We start from the raw sequence: 18,574 nt of genomic DNA on the forward strand, positions 1-18,574 counted from the left end.
GCGCCGGAGCGACGCACGAAGTCGGAAGCGCTAGGTCGCTACCAACGGTGTCTGTGTGCGCTCAGATCGCGATCGAGCGATCGGCGAGGGGAGTCGCGATCTGAGCGCACAACTTGCCTCTCACAGCGTCCGTTCGCTGGTGAACCGCAGGCGGACTCCCGCCAGCGGATCAGTGAATTCCAGACACTGCGCCAGCAGCTTCAGCGGCGTGGAGAAGTCGCCGACGGCGACGTCGATGACGTTGGGGTACAAGGGGTCTCCGGCGATGGGCAGGCCGAGTGAGTTCATGTGGACGCGCAGTTGGTGGGTGCGCCCGGTGCGCGGCATGAGTCGGTAGGTGCGGTCGTCGACTCGCTCGACGAGCGTCTCCGCGTTCGGCTCCCCCGGCTCTTCGACCGCCTGTAAAGTACCCCGCCGCTTGATGATTCGGCTGCGGACCGTGATCGGGAAATCCCGGTCGGTACCCGCCGACGACTGCGCCAGGTAGGTCTTGCTCACGCCGCCGCGGGCGAACATCGTCTGATAGGCGCCACGGACCTCACGGCGCGTGGTGAACACCAGGACCCCGGCGGTCAACCGGTCCAGGCGGTGCGCCGGGCTCAGCTGCGGCAGGTCCAGTTCGCGGCGCATCCGCACCAGGGCGGTCTGCGCGACGTGGCTGCCGCGCGGCATGGTGGCCAGAAAGTGCGGCTTGTCGACCACGACGAGATTGTCGTCGCGGTGCAGGACCGGCACGTCGAACGGCACCGCAACCTCGTCCGGCAGGTCGCGATACAGATACACCACTGAATTGGGCTGCAGCACAGTCGATGCCGTCACCACCGCGCCGTCAGCGGTGAACACCTCGCCATTGAGCACCTTGGCCGCGGCCGCCTCGCCGAAGCGGTCGGCCAGCTCGACGAGCACCGCGCCGCCCCGCAACCGCACCCGCGCCGGCCCCAGGCCGTCCCGCACCGGGAGCGGGGCGGGACGCCTCACTTGAGGGGCACCGGCTCGAGGATCTCGGCGCGCGCCTCCGGCGCGGCCGCCCGCAATGCGTCCGCGGACTCGTCGTCGGGCTGGGTCTGCGACAACACCTCAGCCTCGACCCGCGCCAGGTATGTATCGACCTCGCGATCCACGTCCTCGGCACTCCAACCCAGCAGGGGTGCAACGACTTCGGCGACTTCGCGGGCACAGTCCACGCCGCGGTGCGGGTATTCGATGGAGATCCGCATCCGCCGCGCCAGGATGTCCTCCAGGTGCAGCGCACCCTCGGCCGCCGCCGCGTAGGCGGCTTCCACTTTGAGGTACACCGGGGCGTCGGTGATCGGCTCGAGGAGGTCGGGCCGGACTGCGGCCAGATCGCTGGCCAGCTTGAGCACCTCGCCGATCAGCGACCCGTACCGGTCCAAAAGATGCCGCACCCGGTACGGGTGCAGACCGTAATGCGCACCGACACTTTGCGTTTGGTTGATCAGCGCGAAGTATCCGTCGGCGCCCATCAGCGGCACCCGCTCGGTGATCGACGGCGCCACCCGCGTCGGGATGAACTCCGCAGCGGCGTCGATGGCGTCTTCGGCCATCACCCGGTAGGTGGTGTACTTGCCGCCGGCGATCGCCACCAGGCCCGGAGCGGGCACCGCGACGGCGTGCTCGCGCGACAGCTTCGAGGTCTCTTCGCTCTCCCCGGCCAGCAGCGGCCGCAGGCCGGCGTACACGCCGTCGATGTCGTCGTGGGTCAGCGGTGTGGCCAGCACCTTGTTGACATGGCCCAGGATGTAGTCGATGTCAGCCTTCGTCGCGGCCGGATGCGCGAGGTCGAGGTGCCAGTCGGTGTCGGTGGTGCCGATGATCCAGTGCGTTCCCCACGGGATGACGAACAGCACCGACTTCTCGGTGCGCAGGATGATCGCGACCTCGCTGACGATCCGGTCGCGGGGCACCACGATGTGCACCCCTTTGGAGGCGCGCACCCGAAAACGGCCGCGCTGCTTGGACAGTGCCTGGATCTCGTCGGTCCACACCCCGGTGGCATTGACCACGACATGGCCGCGCACCTCGGTGACCTCCCCGTTCTCGGAGTCCCGCACCCTCACCCCGGTGACCCGGTCGCCTTCCCGCAGCAGCGCCACCACCTGCGTCGAGGTCCGCACCACCGCGCTGTAATGGGCGGCGGTACGCGCCACCGTCATCGTGTGGCGGGCGTCGTCGACGACGGTGTCGTAGTAGCGGATCCCGCCGATCAGCGAGCTGCGCTTGAGTCCCGGCGACAGCCGCAACGCCCCGGATCGGGTCAGATGTTTCTGCGCCGGAACGGATTTCGCACCGCCGAGCTGGTCGTAAAGGAAAATCCCGGCCGCGATGTAGGGCCGTTCCCAGCCACGGTTGGTGAGCGGGAACAGAAACGGCAACGGCTTGACCAGATGCGGCGCCAGCGTCGTCAACGACAACTCACGCTCGTGCAGGGCCTCGCGCACCAGGCCGAACTCCAGCTGCTCGAGATAACGCAGGCCGCCGTGGAACATCTTGCTGCTGCGGCTCGACGTCCCCGAGGCGAAATCGCGGGCCTCGACCAGCGCCACCTTCAGCCCGCGGGTGGCGGCATCGAGCGCCGCGCCCGCACCTACGACGCCGCCGCCGATGACGATCACGTCGAATTGCTCGTTGCCTAGCCGCTGCCAGGCGCGGACTCGATGATCAGGGCCCAGGAACGTCTGGCCGTTGCCTGGAGCGGGGATCACATGACCCACGGTGGCCGGCTCCTCGTTACTCGTCAGTACGGGTTGTCAGCTCCCAGGCTAGCCGGACGACGATCAAGCGGCGAGGAACGAGCCGCGTTGAGGAGTCCGGCAGTCAGGTTCAGCCGGACGACGATCAAGCGGCGAGGAACGAGCCGCGATGAGGAGTTCGGCGGTCAGGTTCAGCCGGATCAGTCCAAATCGTCGTGCGCCATGAGCCGGCGGGCCGCCTCCACGATCGAACCCGACAGCGACGGATACACCGACAGCGTCTGCGCCAGGTCGGAAACCGAGATGCGGTTCTGCACCGCCAGCGCGATCGGCAGGATCAACTCCGACGCGATGGGCGCCACCACCACCCCGCCGATCACCACGCCCGTCGCCGGCCGGCAGAAGATCTTGACGAAACCGTGCCGCAGCAGGCTCATCTTGGCGCGGGCGTTGGTGCTCAGCGGCAGCATCAGGGTGCGGGCCGGCACGCTGCCGTCGTCGATGGCCGACTGCGGGATGCCGACCGCGGCGATCTCGGGACGGGTGAAGGTGGCCGAGGCCACGGTGCGCAGCCGGATCGGCGACACCCCCTCGCCGAGCGCGTGGTACACCGCGATGCGGCCCTGCATGGCCGCCACCGAGGCCAGCGGCAGCAGGCCGGTGCAGTCACCGGCGGCGTAGACGCCGGGGGCCGGGGTGCGCGACACCCGGTCGACGGGGATGTAGCCGCCGGGGTTGAGCGTGATGCCGACCCGCTCCAGGCCCAGGTTCTTGGTGTTGGGCACCGACCCGACCGTCATCAACGCGTGGCTGCCCTCGACCGTGCGGCCGTCGGCCATGGAGACCTTGACCCCCGTCTCGGTGCGGGTCACCGAGTCGGCGCGGGCATTCTTGACCAGCGTCACACCGCGCTCGGCGAACACCTCCTCGAGCACGGCGGCGGCGTCGGAATCCTCGTGCGGCAGGATCTGGTCGCGGCTGGCCACCACGGTCACCGTCACACCGAGCTCGGTGTAGGCGTTGCAGAACTCCGCGCCCGTCACTCCGGAACCGACGATGACCAGGTGCTCGGGCAGCTCGTCCAGGTCGTAGACGTGCCGCCAGGTCAGGATCCGCTCCCCGTCGGGCACCGCATTGGGCAAAACGCGCGGGCTGGCGCCGGTGGCGATGAGCACGACGTCGGCCTTGAGCACGCCGACCTTGCCGTCGCTCGTGGTGACCTTGACCCGGTGGTGCGCCATGCCGGCGATGTCGTCGACGAGTTCGCCGCGGCCACCGATGATCGTGACGCCCTGGTTGAGCAGCTGGCTGCCGATGTCGGCGGACTGGGACGCGGCCAGCGTCTTGACCCGGTTGTTGATCTTCGGGAGCGAGATCGGGGCGTCGTCGATGCCGATGTCGAAGCCCATGCCCTGTGCGCGGCGCAGCTCGGTGCGCACCCCGGTGGAGGCGATGAACGTCTTCGACGGCACGCAGTCATAGAGGACGCACGCCCCGCCCAGACCGTCGGAGTCGATGACGGTCACCTGGGTGAGGTCGCGCCCCAGGCCGGCCGCCACCAGTGCCGCTTCGTACCCCGCTGGTCCTCCGCCGATGATCACGATGCGCGTTACCACGGTTGTAAACCTAGGCCACCGACGTGGGCGAGGTGTTCCGGCACAGGTCCCGCCCGATGGCAGCGGTGCCATTAAGCTTCTCGCGTGCCGATCTACGCCGCCTACGGATCGAATATGCATCCCGAGCAGATGCTGCTCCGCGCTCCGCACTCCCCGATGGCCGGGACGGGGTGGCTGCACGGGTGGCGCCTGACGTTCGGCGGCGCCGACATCGCCTGGGAGGGCGCGCTGGCCACCATCGTCGAGGACCCGGACTCGAAGGTGTTCGTCGTGCTCTACGACGTGACCAAGGAGGACGAGGCGAACCTCGACCGCTGGGAGGGCTCCGAGCTCGGCTTCCACAAGAAGATCCGCTGCCGGGTGGAGCGCACGTCGTCGGACACCGATACCGATCCGGTACTGGCGTGGCTGTATGTGCTCGACGCGTGGGAAGGCGGGATCCCGTCGGCGCGGTACCTCGGCGTGATGGCCGATGCGGCCGAAATCGCCGGGGCGCCACCGGAATACGTGCACGACCTGCGCACCCGGCCGGCAGGCAACGTCGGCCCCGGCGCCTAGGGATCAGACCGGCGGCCAGTGCCGCAGGGCCGCATCGGCCACGCGCTGAAGTTCCCTGCGGGCGACCCCGCTGGCGGCCTGGACCGCGATTCCGTTGCCGACGGTCATGAGGTAGCGGGCGAGCAGACCGGGATCGGTTCCCGGCGGCAGGTCACCGTCCTTGACCGCCCTGCGGAAACGCTCGCGCAGACGTGACACCGCCTCTTCCCGGCACGCGATCAGCGCATCGCGCACGGGTTGCCCGGCATCGCTCGCGGCCAGTGAACCCTGCACGACAAGGCACCCTGCCGGGCCTTCGGGGCGGGTGGTGGCCCGCACACTGCCGCGCAGGAACGCCTCGGCCACCTCGCGGGCCGTCGACTCCTCGAGCGCCCGGCTGAGATAGCCACCCGGCCCCTCGAGGTAACGCGTCAGCGCGGCCCGGAATAGCTCCTCTTTGTTGCCGAACGCGGCGTACATGCTGGTCCGGGTGATGCCCATGGCCTCGGTCAGGTCGGTGAGCGAGGCACCCTCGTAGCCGTGGGCCCAGAACACCACCATGGCCCGCTCGAGAGCTTCGTCGGTATCGAAGCTCCTCGGCCGGCCGATCGAAGACGTTCCGGGCGATCCCATTTCGCCACGATCGTACCCCTTCTGCACCGATCGGTAGGGAAACTGAAGCGAGTTCAGTACCGATCGGTTCAGAAGTGCTACGGTACTTATGTACCGATCGATACTGAATGACGAAAGGGCATCCGATGGGAACACTGGAGGGCAAGACCGCCGTCGTCACGGGCGCCAGCTCCGGCATCGGACTGGCTGCCGCACAACGACTTGCCGACGAAGGCGCCCACGTCTTCATCACCGGCCGGAAGAAGCCCGCCCTGGACGCCGCCGCCGCGTCGCTCGGCTCCGCGGCCACCGCCGTGGTGGGCGACATCGCGCGAGCCGCCGACCTGGATCGGCTCTACGACGCCGTCCGGGCTCGCGGCAGGGGCCTCGACGTGCTTTTCGCGAATGCAGGGTTGGCGGTGCTGGGACCCCTGGCCCAGGCCACCGAGGCGGACTACGAGCAGAACTTCGACGTCAACGTGCGTGGAACGTGGCTCACCGTGCAGAAGGCGGCGCCCCTTCTCAACGACGGTGCGTCCGTCATCGTCAACTCGTCCATCCGCGCCGACGACGGGTGGGAGAACTTCGGGCTGTACTCGGCGTCGAAGGCCGCGGTCCGCTCGCTCGCGCGGACCTGGGCCAACGAGCTCAAGGACCGGGGAATCCGGGTCAACACGGTCTCGCCGGGTGCGATCGACACCCCCGCGGTCGACAAGGTCGTCGACCCCGAGGTGGCCTCGGCGTTCAAGGCCGAGCTGGTCAAGGGGGTTCCGATCGGCCGGCTGGGCCGCCCCGAAGAGGTCGCGGCCGCGGTGGCCTTCCTGGCGTCGGCCGACAGCAGCTTCATCTACGGCGCGAATCTCGACATCGACGGTGGCGAGCACCAGGTCTGACGTGGCCGCTCAGCGACCAATTCACTGCCTCACCGTGACCTTATTTTTCTTACTGTCCTCTTAAAGTAGGTGTAGGGTGGCTCACACGCGGTTGTCGCAACGGAAGGAACCCGCATGCTTCAGTCACCCGAGCGGATCATCCTTGTCACCGGCGCATCGCGCGGCGTCGGCGCCGACGTCGCCCGGCGCATCGCCGGCGCCGACACTCACGTCATCGTCAACCACTGTGGGAGACCCGAGCGGGCCGAGGCCGTCGCGCAGGCCATCCGCGACGCGGGCGGGCACGCCTCGACGATCGCCGCCGACGTGCACGACGAGTTCGCCGTCGCGGCCATGATCGAGACCATCCGGGCGCGCTTCGGCCGGCTCGACGCGCTCATCCTGAACGCATCCGGCGACGACCCCCACGACGCCGTGCGGATCAACGGGGACGTCCACAGACGCCTGGCGACCCGGGCGATGCCATTGATGCCCACCGGCGCCCGGATCGTGTTCGTCACCAGCCACCAGGCGCATTTCTATCCCGACAAGGCGGTGCCGAAGGGCTACGCCGGTGTCGCGGCGAGCCAGCGGGCCGCCGAAACCGCGCTCTACGCAATGCGATCGGAGTTGGCGCATGCCGGCATCGGTTTCACGGTCGTCTCCGCGGAGATGACCAGCGAGACCGTCACGGCGCCGGCCGTCGTCAACGCGGCGACGACCGCGCAGCCGGTCGGGATCGTGTACGTGGGCGGCGCCGCCCATCTGATGACCGCCTGAGTCGCGGTCGCCGGCCTACCGGCCGGTGTCGTCGGCGACGCGCGCCGACGGAGCGGGCCACGGCGACGGGGCGGGCCGGGTGCGGATCTGCTGCGGCCACCAGAACCAGCGGCCCAGCAGCGCCGCGATCGACGGCGTCATGAACGACCGGATCACCAGGGTGTCGAAGATCAGGCCCATTCCGATCGTGGTGCCCACCTGACCGATGATCGTCAGGTCGCTGACCGCCATCGTCATCATCGTCAGCGCGAACACCATCCCGGCCGCGGTGACCACCGACCCGCTGCCGCCCATCGTGCGGATCAGACCGGTGTGCAGACCCGCGCCGACCTCCTCCTTGAGCCGCGACACCACCAGCAGGTTGTAGTCCGCGCCGACCGCCAGCAGGATGATCACCGCCATCGGCAACACCATCCAGTGCAGTTCGATGCCCACCAGGTGCTGCCACACGAGCACCGAGAGACCGAACGACGCGCCCAGCGACAGCACCACCGTGCCGACGATCACCGCGGCCGCCACGATGGCCCGCGTCAGAATCAGCATGATGATGAAAATCAGTCCGACAGCGGCGATTCCGGCGATCAGCAGGTCGTACCGGGTGCCGTCGGCCATGTCCTTGAACGTGGCCGCGGTGCCGCCGAGATAGATCTTCGAACCCTCCAGCGGTGTGCCCTTGACGGCCTCCTTCGCCGCGGTCTTGAGTTTGTCGATCTTCTCCACCCCGGCGGGCGACAGCGGATCGCCCTCGTGCGCGATGATGAACCGCACCGCATGTCCGTTGGGCGAGATGAATTGTTCGATGCCGCTTTGGAAGTCGGCGTTCTCGAAGGCCTCGGGCGGCAGATAGAACGAATCGGCGTTCCACGCGTCATTGAACGCGTCGCCCATCGCGCCCGCGTCCACCTGCATCTCGGCCGCGGCCTCCAGCTGTCCTTTCTGGGTCTGGAACTGGGTCAGCATCATCTCGCGCTGCGACTTCATCGTCTCGATCTGCTGCGGCATCAGCGCGATCAACTCGGGCATGATCGCGGCCATCCGTTCCAGGTCCGGGACCAGGTCCTGCACGTTGTCGGTCAGCAGGTTCGTACCGTCGATCAGGTCGAACAGCGACCGCATCGAGTGACACACCGGGATGTTGTAGCAGTGCGGTTCCCAGTAGAAGTAGTTGCGGATCGGCCGGACGAAGTCGTCGAGATCGGCGATGTGGTCCCGCAATTCGGTGATGTCGACGGCCATCGTCTTGGTCTTGGCGACCATGCTGTTGGTGATCTCGGACATCTGGGACATCAGGGCCTGCATCTTCTCCATCGTGTCGATGGTGGTCTGCAGAGACTCGGCCTGGACCTGCATGTCGTCCATGCGGTCGAGCATGTACTTCTCGTTGAGCTGCTGGGTGGTGCTCTGCCTGCTCATGATGTACGGGATCGAGGTGCTCTCGATCGGTGTGCCGTCCGGTCGGGTGATGGTCTGCACCCGACCGATGCCCTCCACCGTGAACAGCGCCTTGGCGATCTTCTCGATGACGATGAAGTCGGCCGGGTTGCGTAGATCGTGGTCGGTCTCGACCATCAGCACCTCAGGGTTGAGGCGCGCCGGGGAGAAGTGCCGCTCGGCCGCGGCGTAGCCGACGTTGGACTGGATGTCGTTGGGCAGGTAATTGCGGTCGTTGTAGCTGGTCTGGTAGCCGGGCAGGGCGAGCAGCCCGATCAGTGACACCGCCACGCTGGCCACCAGGATCGCGCCGGGCCATCGCACGGTGACCGCACCGATCTTGCGCCAGCCGCGGACCCGCATCGCGCGCTTGGGCTCCAGCAGCCCGAACTTGCTTGCGATGGTGACCATGGCCGGCCCGAACGTCATCGCCACCGCGATCAACACGAGCATGCCCAGCGCGAGCGGCACACCCAGGCTCTGGAAGTACGGCAGCCGGGTGAAGCTCAGGCAGAACGTCGCACCGGCGATGGTCAGGCCGGACCCGACGATGACGTGCGCGTTGCCACCGAACATGGTGAAGTACGCCTCTTCGGCGGTGGCCCCCTTGCCCTTGGCCTCCTGATAGCGGCCCACCAGGAAGATCGCGTAGTCCACCGCGATCGCGATGGCCAGCGTCACCAACAGGCTGGTCGCGAACGTCGAGAGCCCGATGATGTCGTGGAAGCCGAGGAACGCCACCGCACCGCGCACGGTCATCAGGCTCAACCCGACCATCACCAGGATCAGCAGCGTGGTGACGATGGAGCGGAAGAACAGCACCAGCATGATCGTGATGACCAGGAACGTCAGCGCCTCGACGAACCGCATGCTGGTATGTCCGGCCTCCTCCTGCTCGGCCGCCAGCGCCGACGCGCCGGTGACGAACGCCTTCACCCCCGCGGGAGGCTGGCTCTCGGCCACCAGGTCCTGGACGGCGCGCACCGACTCGTTGGCCAGCGCCTCACCCTGGTTGCCCGCGAGATAAACCTGGAAGTAGGTGGACTTGCCGTCGGCACTCTGGGCGCCGGCGGCGGTCAGCGGGTCGCTCCAGAGATCCTGGACGTGCTCGACGTGGGTGGTGTCGGCTTCGAGCCCGCTGATCAGGTCGGCGTAATAGCGGCGGGTGTCGTCGCCGAGGGGCTGCTCCCCCTCCAGCACGATCATCACCGAGCTGTTGGACTCGTACTCCTCGAACACCTCGCCGATGTGTTCCATCGAGATGACCGCGGGCGCGTCGTCGGGGCTCATCGACACCGACCGCTGCTTGCCGACCTCTTCGAGTTGCGGCACCGAGATGTTCAGGAACGCGGCGAGGGCGATCCAGATCAGGATGATCGGGATGGATGCGCGGCGGATGATCCGGGCGATGCCGTAGAAGTGCGGCTTGAATTGATCCTCTTCGCGCAAGCGGCTCATCGAACCCCGTCCACCGTCGGCTCCTCCAGAGGGTTCACTCGAAAGTCGGTACGGCACAGCCGCGTTCGACAGGGATGATCCGGACTACCGAGCTAGACTAACCAATCGGCTAACTAATTCCAAGCCGATCGGCTAACTAGTGGCGTGGTGCCGGATCGAGCCCCAGAGTGATCTGGGATACAGTTCCGCGGGTCGGGAAGGGGGTGCGATGGCCAAGCCGGTCGCGACGCGCGGCTTCGCCCGCGAGCGGGTGCTCGAAAGCGCCCTGGAACTCTTCGCCGACCACGGCGTCAGCGGCACGTCGCTGCAGATGATCGCCGACCGGCTCGGGGTGACCAAGGCCGCCGTCTACTACCAGTTCCATTCCAAGGACGACATCGCGCTGGCGGTGGTCAAGCCGGTGTTCGACGACATCGAGCACCTGTTGCGGATCACCGAGACGTTGCCGACGCCCGCGGCGCGGCGCGGCGTGTCGATGAGCGGCCTGGTGGAGTTGATCATTCGGCACCGTCGGGTCTCGAGCGTGTTCTACGGCGACCCGACCGTGCATCATCTGCTCGAAGGCAACGACGAGTTCCGCCGCCTCGGCGACCGCCTCGCCGACGTGCTGCTGGGCCCCGATCCCGACACCGCGACGCGGGTGGCGATCTCGATGCTCAGCGCCGGTGTCCACGGCTGCGTCACCGACCCGATGATCGGTGATGTCGGCGACGACGAACTGCAGCAGATTCTGCTGGACCTGACCAAGGCGTTCCTCGACGTCTGCGTACACGATTGACTCTTCTGGCGGGCGGCGCGAGCGTGCGCGACAGGCGTCGCGAGCGTGCGCGAAATAGGGGAAAATTGCGGCGTGTCGGCCGCAGACACGCACGCTCGCCGCTACTGGGCAGGGGGCACTGGGCGGTCGCGCTAAGACGCTAGGAAAGGGCGCTCTGCTCGACGAGGTTGACCATCAGCCGCACCCCGACGCCGAGCGCACGCTCGTCGAGGTCGAACGTCGGCTGGTGCAGGTCCAGCTGCGGACCGCGGCCGCTCCACACCCCGAGCCGCGCCATCGCGCCGGGCACCTCTTCCAGATACCAGGAGAAGTCCTCGCCGCCGCCGGACTGCCGGGTGTCGGCGAGCACGTCGGGGCCGATCGCCTCGATCGCGTGGGTCATGATGCGGGTGGCGATCTCCTCGTTCACCACCGGCGGCACCCCGCGGCGGTACTGCACCACATGCTCGATGTCCAGCGGCGACAGCAGCGAAGAAATCGCCTCCTGCACAATGTCTTCCAGCGTCAGCCAGGTCTCCCGGCTGGCGGTGCGGATGGTGCCTGCCAGCGTGCCGGTCTGCGGGATCGCATTGGCGGCCACCCCGGCGTGCACCGCTCCCCACACCATCACCGTGCTGTTGCGCGGGTCGATCCGCCGCGACAGGATGCCCGGCACCCCGGTGATCAGGGTGCCCAGCCCGTAGACCAGATCCCCGGTCAGGTGCGGACGCGACGTGTGCCCACCCGGCGAGTGCAGCGTCACCTCGACGTGGTCGGCCGCCGACGTGATCGGGCCCGCCTTGACCGCGACCCGCCCCACCGCCAGGTGCGGGTCGCAGTGCAGCGCATAGATCCGCGACACCCCGGTCAGCGCGCCCGCGGCGATCGCGTCGAGCGCGCCGCCGGGCATCAGCTCCTCGGCCGCCTGGAAGATCAGCCGAACCCCCACGGGCAGTTCGGTTTCCGACGCCATCGCCAGCGCCGCCCCCAGCAGCACCGCGGTGTGTGCGTCGTGGCCGCACGCGTGCGCGACGTCCGGCACCTCCGACGCGAACGCCAGGCCGGTGCGCTCGGCCATCGGCAGCGCGTCCATGTCGGCCCGCAGCGCCACCCGCGGCGCGTCGTCGGGCCCGAAGTCACAGGTCAGTCCCGTGCCGCCGGGCAGCACCTTCGGGTTCAGTCCCGCGTCGGCCAGCAGCGAGGCGACGAACTGCGTCGTCGCGAACTCCTGCCGTCCCAGCTCGGGGTGGCGGTGGATGTGCCTGCGCCACCCGACCAGGTCGTCGTGGTGCTCACTGAGCCACCGCGCCGCGGCGTGCCTCAACACGCTCATGACGCCCGCCTCTGCCACTGCTCCAGCACCCGGTCGCGTTCGACGCCGGATTCGGCCAGCGCCACCACGGTGCGGGCCAGCATGATCGCGCCCTCGACCACGGCGGTGTCGGCGCTGGCGCTGACCGCCGCCGCGGCGAACTCCGGCTGGTGGATCGACGCGCCACCGGCGTCGATGCCGACGATCGGGTGGATGCCGGGCATCACCTGCGTCACGTTGCCCATGTCGGTGCTGCCCAGCGGCAGCGACGCCTCCAGCTCCGCGGCCACCGGGGTGCGTCCCACCCGCGTCATCTCGGCGCGGAACACCTCCGACAGCCACGGATCGGGCGCGAGCTCGGCGTACGCCGGTGCGGTGTCGGAGACGACATGCTCGCAACCGGTGGCCACCGCGCCGGCGGCGAAACAGCCCGCCATTCGGGATTCCAACGCGCGCAACGATTCCGAGTCGTTGGCGCGCATCGTGTAGCGCATCTCGGTGTGCCCCGGGATCACGTTGGACGCCTGGCCGCCGTCGGTCACGATGCCGTGCACCATCTGCCCCGGCGCCAGCTGCTGACGCAGCAGCCCGATCGCGACCTGCGCCACGGTGACGGCATCGCCGGCGTTCACCCCGAGGAACGGCGCGACCGCGGCGTGCGACTCCCGTCCGGTGTAGTGGATCGTCATCTCCGAGAGCGCCAGCGACCGCGCCGCGGCGATGTCGACCGGGCCCGGGTGCAGCATCACCGTCGCGGCGATGTCGTCGAACACGCCGGCCTGCAGCATCAGCGCCTTGCCACCGCCCAACTCCTCGGCCGGGGTACCGAGCAGCACCACCGTCAGGCCGAGCGCGTCGGCCACCTCGGCGAGCGCCAGCGCGGTGCCCACCGCCGAGGCGGCGATGATGTTGTGCCCGCAGGCGTGCCCCATCTCGGGCAGCGCGTCGTACTCGGCGCAGACACCGACCACCAGCGGCCCGCTGCCGTAGACAGCGCGGAACGCGGTGTCCAGGCCGGCCACCCCGGCGGTGATCTCGAAGCCGCGCTCGGCCACCAATGCCTGGGTCTTGGCGCAGCTGCGGTGCTCGGCGAACGCGAGTTCGGGTTCGGCGTGGATGGCGTGCGAGAGCGCGACCAGGTCGGCGCGGCGACTGCGCACAGCGTCTTCGACGCATGTCGACGCGGCGGCAAGGGGCATGCAGGCAAGTATCTCACTGCACACGCACCCCAATTAAGCTGCCGCCTGTGGACGACCCGGCAGCACTCGCCCGACGGGCAGCCGACGCGCTGCGTGAACGCACCGGCAGCGACGCGCACGACGTCGCCGTCGTGCTGGGCTCCGGGTGGGCGCCCGCGGCCGCGCAGATCGGTGACCCGACGGCGGCCATCCCGATGGCCGAGCTGCGCGGTTTCACCCCGCCCACCGCGCAGGGCCACGGCGGCCAGGTGCTGTCGCTGCGGGTGGGAGCGCATCGCGTGCTGGTGCTGCTCGGCCGAATCCACGCCTACGAGGGGCATGACCTGCGCCATGTCGTGCATCCGGTGCGCACCGCCTGCGCGGCCGGCGTGCACACCGTGGTGCTCACCAACGCCGCAGGCGGGCTACGCGCCGACTTCTCCGTCGGCCAGCCCGTGCTGATCAGCGACCACCTGAACCTGACGGCCCGGTCACCGCTGGTGGGCGCGCAGTTCGTCGACCTGGTCGACGCGTACTCACCGCGGCTGCGTGCGCTGGCCCGCGAGATCGAACCCGGGTTGGCCGAAGGGGTGTACGCAGGGCTGCCCGGCCCGCACTACGAGACGCCGGCCGAGATCCGGATGCTGCGCACGCTGGGGGCGGACCTGGTCGGCATGTCGACGGTGCACGAGACGATCGCCGCGCGCGGGGCAGGCGCGTCCGTGCTGGGGCTGTCGCTGGTGACGAACATGGCGGCGGGGATGACGGGCCGGCCGCTCTCGCATGCCGAGGTGCTGGAGGCGGGCCGTCAGTCGGCCACGCGGATGGGTTCCCTGCTCTCCGCGGTGATCGCCCGGCTCTGACCCTTGCCGAATCGGCGGCCTGCCCACACCACGGCGCGGGCCAGGAACGGCGCGGCGAACAGCATCAGCAGGATGCGCACCACCTGCGCGGCGATGACGAACGTGACGTTGGACCCGGTTTCGACCGCGGTGGCCAGCACCGCGTACACGCCGCCGGGGCTGGTCGCCAGATAGCCCTCCAGCGGCGTCAGGCCGGCGACCCGGGCGAGCACGATGCCCAGCCCCGCGGTCGCGACACCGATGAACACGATCAGCCCCAGCGCGGCGGGCAGCAGCCGCCCGACGCTCTTGAGCGATTCCCGGGTGAAGGCCAGCCCGGCCTGCCAGCCGATCAACATGTAGCCGGCCTGGACCAGCAGCACCGGCACCGACAGCCCGAACGACAGCCCGCTGACCTCCAGCGCCACCGTCAGCGCCAGCGGTCCGAGCAGCCCGGCGCCGGGCAGCCGGATCAACCGGCCACCGAGAGCGCCGACCACGACCAGCGCGACCATCACCGCGAGGCTGAGATACCAAGGGGCGGTGGAGTTTTCCATTGCTTCGGGGGCCGCGCGGGAACGGTCGGCGTGGTAGATCACCGTGACGACGACGGGCATCGAGGCGGTCACCAACGCCACCCGCAGGTACTGCACGACGGCCACGACGCGGTCGTCACCGCCGAGTTCGCGGGCGATCGCCACCAGCCCCGACGCCCCGCCGGCCACCAGGGCGAGCGAGCCGGTCAGCGCGGTGACGTCGCGGCGCATCCCGAGCAGCGCACCGGCGATGACGCTGAGCACCAGCGTGCCGACCGCCACGCCGAGCACGATCGCCCAGTCATCCCGGAGGGCGGACAGCGCGTCCTGCTGGACCATGGTGCCGATGTAGACGCCGAGCACGCCCTGCGCCGCGACCCCGAGCCTGCGCGGGACGCGCGCGGGCCCCGCCGACGTCAGCGCGGCGACCATCCCGACCACCAGGGCGGCGAACAGCGCTGCCGAGGGCACCCCGAGTTTCGTGAGCGGAACGGTGACCGCGACGGTCACCGCGAGGAGAATCGCCCATCGGGATACCTGCCGCCACCACCTCATCGATTACAAGTATGCTCTCACTAATTCAAGATCTCAAATGGAGGGATCACGTATGATTTACGGTAGAAACCAAGGTGAATCTTGGTAATCCATCGGAGTTCACCGCAGACCCTGTCGGCCGCCACCGAACTGCGCGAGTCGATGATGGCGGTGACCCGGCAGCTGCGCAGGCATCGCCCCGACAACGGCCTGACGCTGAGCCAGATGCAGCTGCTCGGCGAGATCAGCCGCGCCGGCGTGACCACCCCGGCCGAGCTGGGTGTGCGGCTGCACGTCAAGGTGCAGTCGTTGACGGACTCGCTCAACGACCTGGTGGCGCGGGAGCTGATCGCGCGCCGGCCCGACGAGAACGACCGGCGCCGCCAGCTCGTCGAGATCACCGACGGCGGCGTGGCCCTGCTGGAGGCCGACCGCGCCGAACGCGACGCCTGGCTGCACCAGGCCATGCGCGACAGCCTCTCCGAGCTGGAATTCGACCTGCTGATGCTGGTGGCGCCGATCCTGCGCAAGCTCGCCGAAGCGAATCCGGCGCACTAGGCGACACGCGTGGCACGTTTGCGCGCTCGATCCGCCTCTGGTGGGGTGTAGCGGTGACACCCCCCGTGCGAACGGCTGTGCAGGAGTGGCTTTCCCATGACCCCGACCCTGCGTCGGCCGCCGAACTGGCCGCGTGCGACGAGCAGGAGCTCGCCGAGCGCTTCGCACAGCCGCTGACGTTCGGCACCGCGGGTCTGCGCGGGCCGCTGCGCGCCGGGCCGAACGGGATGAACCTCGCCGTGGTGCTGCGCGCGACGTGGGCGCTGGCCCGGGTGCTGACCGACCGTGGGCTGGGCGGCTCGCAGGTGGTGGTCGGCTACGACGCCCGGCACCGCTCGGCCGAGTTCGGCCGCGCTGCCGCGGAAGTGTTCGCCGCCCAGGGATTCTCGGTGACGCTGATGTTCGCCGCCGTCCCCACGCCCGCGGTGGCGTTCGCGGTCCGCGGCACGGGCGCGGCGGCCGGCGTGCAGATCACCGCGTCGCACAATCCGCCGCAGGACAACGGCTACAAGGTGTACTTCCCCGGCGGGCTGCAGATCGTCTCCCCCACCGACCGCGACATCGAGCACGCCATCGCGTCGGCGCCGCCGGCCGACGAGATCCCCCGCTCCCCCGTCACCGCGTCCGGAGAGGACCAGGTGCGGGCCTACCTCGAGCGGGCCGCGTCGGTGCGCCGCACCACCGGCCCGGCCCGGATCGCGCTGACCCCGATGCACGGCGTGGGTGGCGAATTCGCCCTCGACGCACTGGCGTTGGCCGGATTCGACGACGTGCACGTCGTGCAGCGTCAGTTCGCACCCGACCCGGACTTCCCGACCGTGGCGTTCCCGAACCCCGAAGAGCCGGGCGCCTCCGACCTGCTGCTGGCCCTGGCCGCCGACGTCGACGCCGACATCGCGATCGCACTGGACCCCGACGCCGACCGCTGCGCGATCGGGGTGCCGACGCCGGCCGGCTGGCGGATGCTGTCCGGCGACGAAACCGGTTGGCTGCTCGGCGATTACATTCTGTCCGACCGTCAGGACAAGGCAGTGGTGGCCAGCACGGTGGTGTCCTCACGGATGCTGGCGAGTATCGCCGCCGCGCACGGCGCCCGCCACGTCGAGACCCTGACCGGGTTCAAGTGGCTGGCCCGTGCCGACGAGGGGCTGGACGCGAGGCTGGTGTACGCCTACGAGGAAGCGATCGGGCACTGCGTGGACCCCGACGCGGTGCGCGACAAGGACGGCATCAGCGCCGCCGTGCTGGCGTGTGACCTCGTGGTCGCGCTGCGGGGGCGCGGCCGCACGGTGCCCGACGCACTCGATGACCTGGCCCGCCGCCACGGCGTGCACACCACCACCGCCGTCACCCGCCGGGTCGACTCACCCCAGGACGCCGCTGCGGTGATGACCCGGCTGCGCGCCACACCACCGGACACGATCGCCGGCGTCGCGGTCGCCGTGGCCGACCTGCAGCCACGCACCGACGCGCTGGTGTTCACCGGAGGCGACGACGCCGCGTCGGTGCGGGTGGTGATCCGCCCGTCGGGCACCGAACCGAAGCTCAAGTCCTACATCGAGGTCCGCTGCGCCGGCGAGTTGGCGCCGGGCCGCGCCCGCGCCGCCGCACTGCAGGAGGCGGTGGCCGCGGCGGTGCGCGCCTGGACTTAGCCTCCGTCAGCGGGGGCCGAACTGGCGGTCCCCGGCGTCGCCCAACCCGGGGACGATGTAGGCGATGTCGTTGAGGCCGGAGTCGATCGTCGCGGTGTAGAGCCGCAACTCCGGCGCCATCTTCTCCAGCGCCGCAATACCTTCGGGTGCAGCGACGACACAGATCACCGTGACGTCCACGGCGTCGCGGGCGTAGAGCAACTCCAGGGTGTGCACCATCGAGCCGCCGGTGGCCAGCATCGGGTCCAGCACGATGACCGGCTGCTTGCTCAGGTCGTCGGGCAGCGACTCCAGATACGGCGTCGGAGTGTGGGTCTCCTCGTTGCGGACCAGACCCACGAAGCCCACCCTGGCCTCCGGGATCAGCGCGTGCGCCTGATCCACCATGCCCAGACCGGCCCGCAGCACCGGGACCAGCAGCGGCGGGTTTGCCAACCGTGTTCCGGCGGTTTCGGCCAGCGGTGTGCGCACCGACACGACCTCGACCTCGAGGTCACGGGTGGCCTCGTAGACGAGCATCAGGGTCAGGTCGCGCAACGCCGCACGGAACCCGGCGTTGTCGGTGCGCTCGTCACGCAGTGTGGTCAGCCGCGCCGCGGCCAGCGGGTGGTCGACAACGCGCACATCCATGGATGACGACCCTAACGGGAACCGAACGGGGAGTCTCGGCGTCCTATCCATATGTTCGCCCGATTGTCCGTGGACACCGACCTGGTCCGCGCCTACGGTGCCGCATCGTCGACCCATGCCGCCGCCCTGCACGCGGCCGCCGCCCGGCTGACCACGGCGGGCGGCGGTGCCGACGTCCTCGGCCCGGTCGGGGCACGCTTCGTCGCGGCGCTGCGCCGGGCCGCCCAGGACGAGGCCCGAGTCGTCGCCGCGTTGAGTGCCGCGCTGACGGCGGCCCGTGACGCCGCGTCGGGCTCGGCGCAGGCGTACGAGGGTGCCGACACCGAGGCCGCCGGCCGGATCGCGTTCTGATGCCCAGTGCACTCGTCACGGCGCTCGCGGCGCCGATCCGCCGGGTGCAGGCGCTGGTCGGGCCCGGCTGGTCGGCCGACCCTGCCGCCGACCCGGCCGCGGCGCTGACCGGGGTGCGGGACACCCTGACCGAGGTCGCGGACGCCGCCGGGCGGGCCTGGCGCGACGCCGAGGCCGGCTGGTCGGGGTCCGGCGGCGACGCGGCGG

Annotated in this window: 17 protein-coding genes and 1 pseudogene; 9 read left to right on the forward strand and 9 right to left on the reverse strand. The window is 69.7% G+C overall.

The window, feature by feature from the left end:
• Positions 1-120: 120 nt before the first annotated feature.
• From BN976_RS07830 to BN976_RS07840, 3 genes are all read right to left on the reverse strand, one after another.
• Positions 121-978 carry a pseudouridine synthase gene (locus tag BN976_RS07830; protein ID WP_011778875.1) on the reverse strand — a complete coding sequence of 286 codons (858 nt, stop codon included), beginning with the start codon at positions 976-978 and terminating at the stop codon, positions 121-123.
• Complete coding sequence (locus BN976_RS07835; protein WP_011778874.1) at positions 975-2,732, reverse strand: glycerol-3-phosphate dehydrogenase/oxidase; 1,758 nt, start codon at positions 2,730-2,732, stop codon at positions 975-977. The genes BN976_RS07830 and BN976_RS07835 overlap by 4 nt, the downstream gene beginning before the upstream one ends.
• A gap of 179 nt (positions 2,733-2,911) precedes the next feature.
• Entirely contained in the window at positions 2,912-4,327 is a 1,416-nt protein-coding gene (locus BN976_RS07840; protein ID WP_036369760.1) for an NAD(P)H-quinone dehydrogenase, read from the reverse strand.
• Between the two features lie 84 nt (positions 4,328-4,411).
• On the opposite strand from BN976_RS07840, the gene BN976_RS07845 reads away from it, so the two are divergent.
• Positions 4,412-4,885: a gamma-glutamylcyclotransferase family protein gene (locus BN976_RS07845; protein ID WP_011778872.1), complete on the forward strand. Its 474-nt coding sequence runs from the start codon at positions 4,412-4,414 to the stop codon at positions 4,883-4,885.
• A gap of 3 nt (positions 4,886-4,888) precedes the next feature.
• Here the strand turns inward: BN976_RS07845 and BN976_RS07850 are convergent, their stop codons facing one another.
• The gene (locus BN976_RS07850) at positions 4,889-5,497 is read right to left on the reverse strand and encodes a TetR/AcrR family transcriptional regulator (RefSeq protein WP_036369770.1); all 609 of its coding nucleotides are present in this window, start codon (positions 5,495-5,497) and stop codon (positions 4,889-4,891) included.
• 125 nt (positions 5,498-5,622) lie between these two features.
• Here BN976_RS07850 and BN976_RS07855 point away from each other — a divergent pair, with 125 nt between their 5' ends.
• Together BN976_RS07855 and BN976_RS07860 are read left to right on the forward strand one after the other, a co-directional pair.
• Positions 5,623-6,369: an SDR family NAD(P)-dependent oxidoreductase gene (locus BN976_RS07855; RefSeq protein ID WP_036369771.1), complete on the forward strand. Its 747-nt coding sequence runs from the start codon at positions 5,623-5,625 to the stop codon at positions 6,367-6,369.
• Between the two features lie 114 nt (positions 6,370-6,483).
• Positions 6,484-7,128 carry an SDR family oxidoreductase gene (locus BN976_RS07860; protein WP_036369772.1) on the forward strand — a complete coding sequence of 215 codons (645 nt, stop codon included), beginning with the start codon at positions 6,484-6,486 and terminating at the stop codon, positions 7,126-7,128.
• A 15-nt stretch (positions 7,129-7,143) separates the two neighbouring features.
• On the opposite strand, the gene BN976_RS07865 is transcribed toward BN976_RS07860, so the two are convergent.
• Positions 7,144-10,017 carry an MMPL/RND family transporter gene (locus BN976_RS07865; protein ID WP_036369774.1) on the reverse strand — a complete coding sequence of 958 codons (2,874 nt, stop codon included), beginning with the start codon at positions 10,015-10,017 and terminating at the stop codon, positions 7,144-7,146.
• Positions 10,018-10,225: 208 nt separating this feature from the next.
• On the opposite strand from BN976_RS07865, the gene BN976_RS07870 reads away from it, so the two are divergent.
• Positions 10,226-10,795 (forward strand): TetR/AcrR family transcriptional regulator, encoded by a 570-nt coding sequence (locus BN976_RS07870; RefSeq protein ID WP_036370417.1) that lies wholly within the window; start codon positions 10,226-10,228, stop codon positions 10,793-10,795.
• A 139-nt stretch (positions 10,796-10,934) separates the two neighbouring features.
• Here the strand turns inward: BN976_RS07870 and BN976_RS07875 are convergent, their stop codons facing one another.
• Complete coding sequence (locus BN976_RS07875; RefSeq protein WP_036370419.1) at positions 10,935-12,107, reverse strand: M20 family metallopeptidase; 1,173 nt, start codon at positions 12,105-12,107, stop codon at positions 10,935-10,937.
• Positions 12,104-13,285: a M20 family metallopeptidase gene (locus BN976_RS07880; RefSeq protein ID WP_011778865.1), complete on the reverse strand. Its 1,182-nt coding sequence runs from the start codon at positions 13,283-13,285 to the stop codon at positions 12,104-12,106. Before BN976_RS07880 ends, BN976_RS07875 begins: the two co-directional genes overlap by 4 nt.
• Positions 13,286-13,332: 47 nt before the next feature.
• On the opposite strand from BN976_RS07880, the gene BN976_RS07885 reads away from it, so the two are divergent.
• A complete protein-coding gene (locus BN976_RS07885) occupies positions 13,333-14,127 on the forward strand; it encodes a purine-nucleoside phosphorylase (RefSeq protein WP_036369776.1) in 795 nt (264 codons plus the stop codon).
• Here the strand turns inward: BN976_RS07885 and BN976_RS07890 are convergent.
• The gene (locus BN976_RS07890; RefSeq protein WP_036369777.1) at positions 14,073-15,197 is read right to left on the reverse strand and encodes an AbrB family protein; all 1,125 of its coding nucleotides are present in this window, start codon (positions 15,195-15,197) and stop codon (positions 14,073-14,075) included. The two genes, BN976_RS07885 and BN976_RS07890, sit on opposite strands and share 55 nt — an antisense overlap.
• A gap of 141 nt (positions 15,198-15,338) precedes the next feature.
• On the opposite strand from BN976_RS07890, the gene BN976_RS07895 reads away from it, so the two are divergent.
• Together BN976_RS07895 and BN976_RS07900 are read left to right on the forward strand one after the other, a co-directional pair.
• The gene (locus BN976_RS07895) at positions 15,339-15,734 is read left to right on the forward strand and encodes a MarR family winged helix-turn-helix transcriptional regulator (protein ID WP_109489585.1); all 396 of its coding nucleotides are present in this window, start codon (positions 15,339-15,341) and stop codon (positions 15,732-15,734) included.
• A gap of 53 nt (positions 15,735-15,787) precedes the next feature.
• Positions 15,788-17,386 (forward strand): phospho-sugar mutase, encoded by a 1,599-nt coding sequence (locus BN976_RS07900; RefSeq protein WP_036369778.1) that lies wholly within the window; start codon positions 15,788-15,790, stop codon positions 17,384-17,386.
• Positions 17,387-17,392: 6 nt separating this feature from the next.
• On the opposite strand, the gene upp is transcribed toward BN976_RS07900, so the two are convergent.
• Entirely contained in the window at positions 17,393-18,016 is a 624-nt protein-coding gene (gene upp / locus BN976_RS07905) for a uracil phosphoribosyltransferase (RefSeq protein WP_011778854.1), read from the reverse strand.
• Between the two features lie 63 nt (positions 18,017-18,079).
• Here upp and BN976_RS07910 point away from each other — a divergent pair, with 63 nt between their 5' ends.
• Complete coding sequence (locus BN976_RS07910) at positions 18,080-18,367, forward strand: ESX-1 secretion-associated protein (RefSeq protein WP_268748845.1); 288 nt, start codon at positions 18,080-18,082, stop codon at positions 18,365-18,367.
• Positions 18,367-18,574, forward strand: a pseudogene (locus BN976_RS33170) (glycoside hydrolase); the annotation flags it as partial. The gene BN976_RS07910 and the pseudogene BN976_RS33170, both read left to right, overlap by 1 nt.

Origin of the sequence: Mycolicibacterium austroafricanum (genome assembly GCF_000612725.1) — a bacterium.
GTDB classification, from domain to species: domain Bacteria; phylum Actinomycetota; class Actinomycetes; order Mycobacteriales; family Mycobacteriaceae; genus Mycobacterium; species Mycobacterium austroafricanum.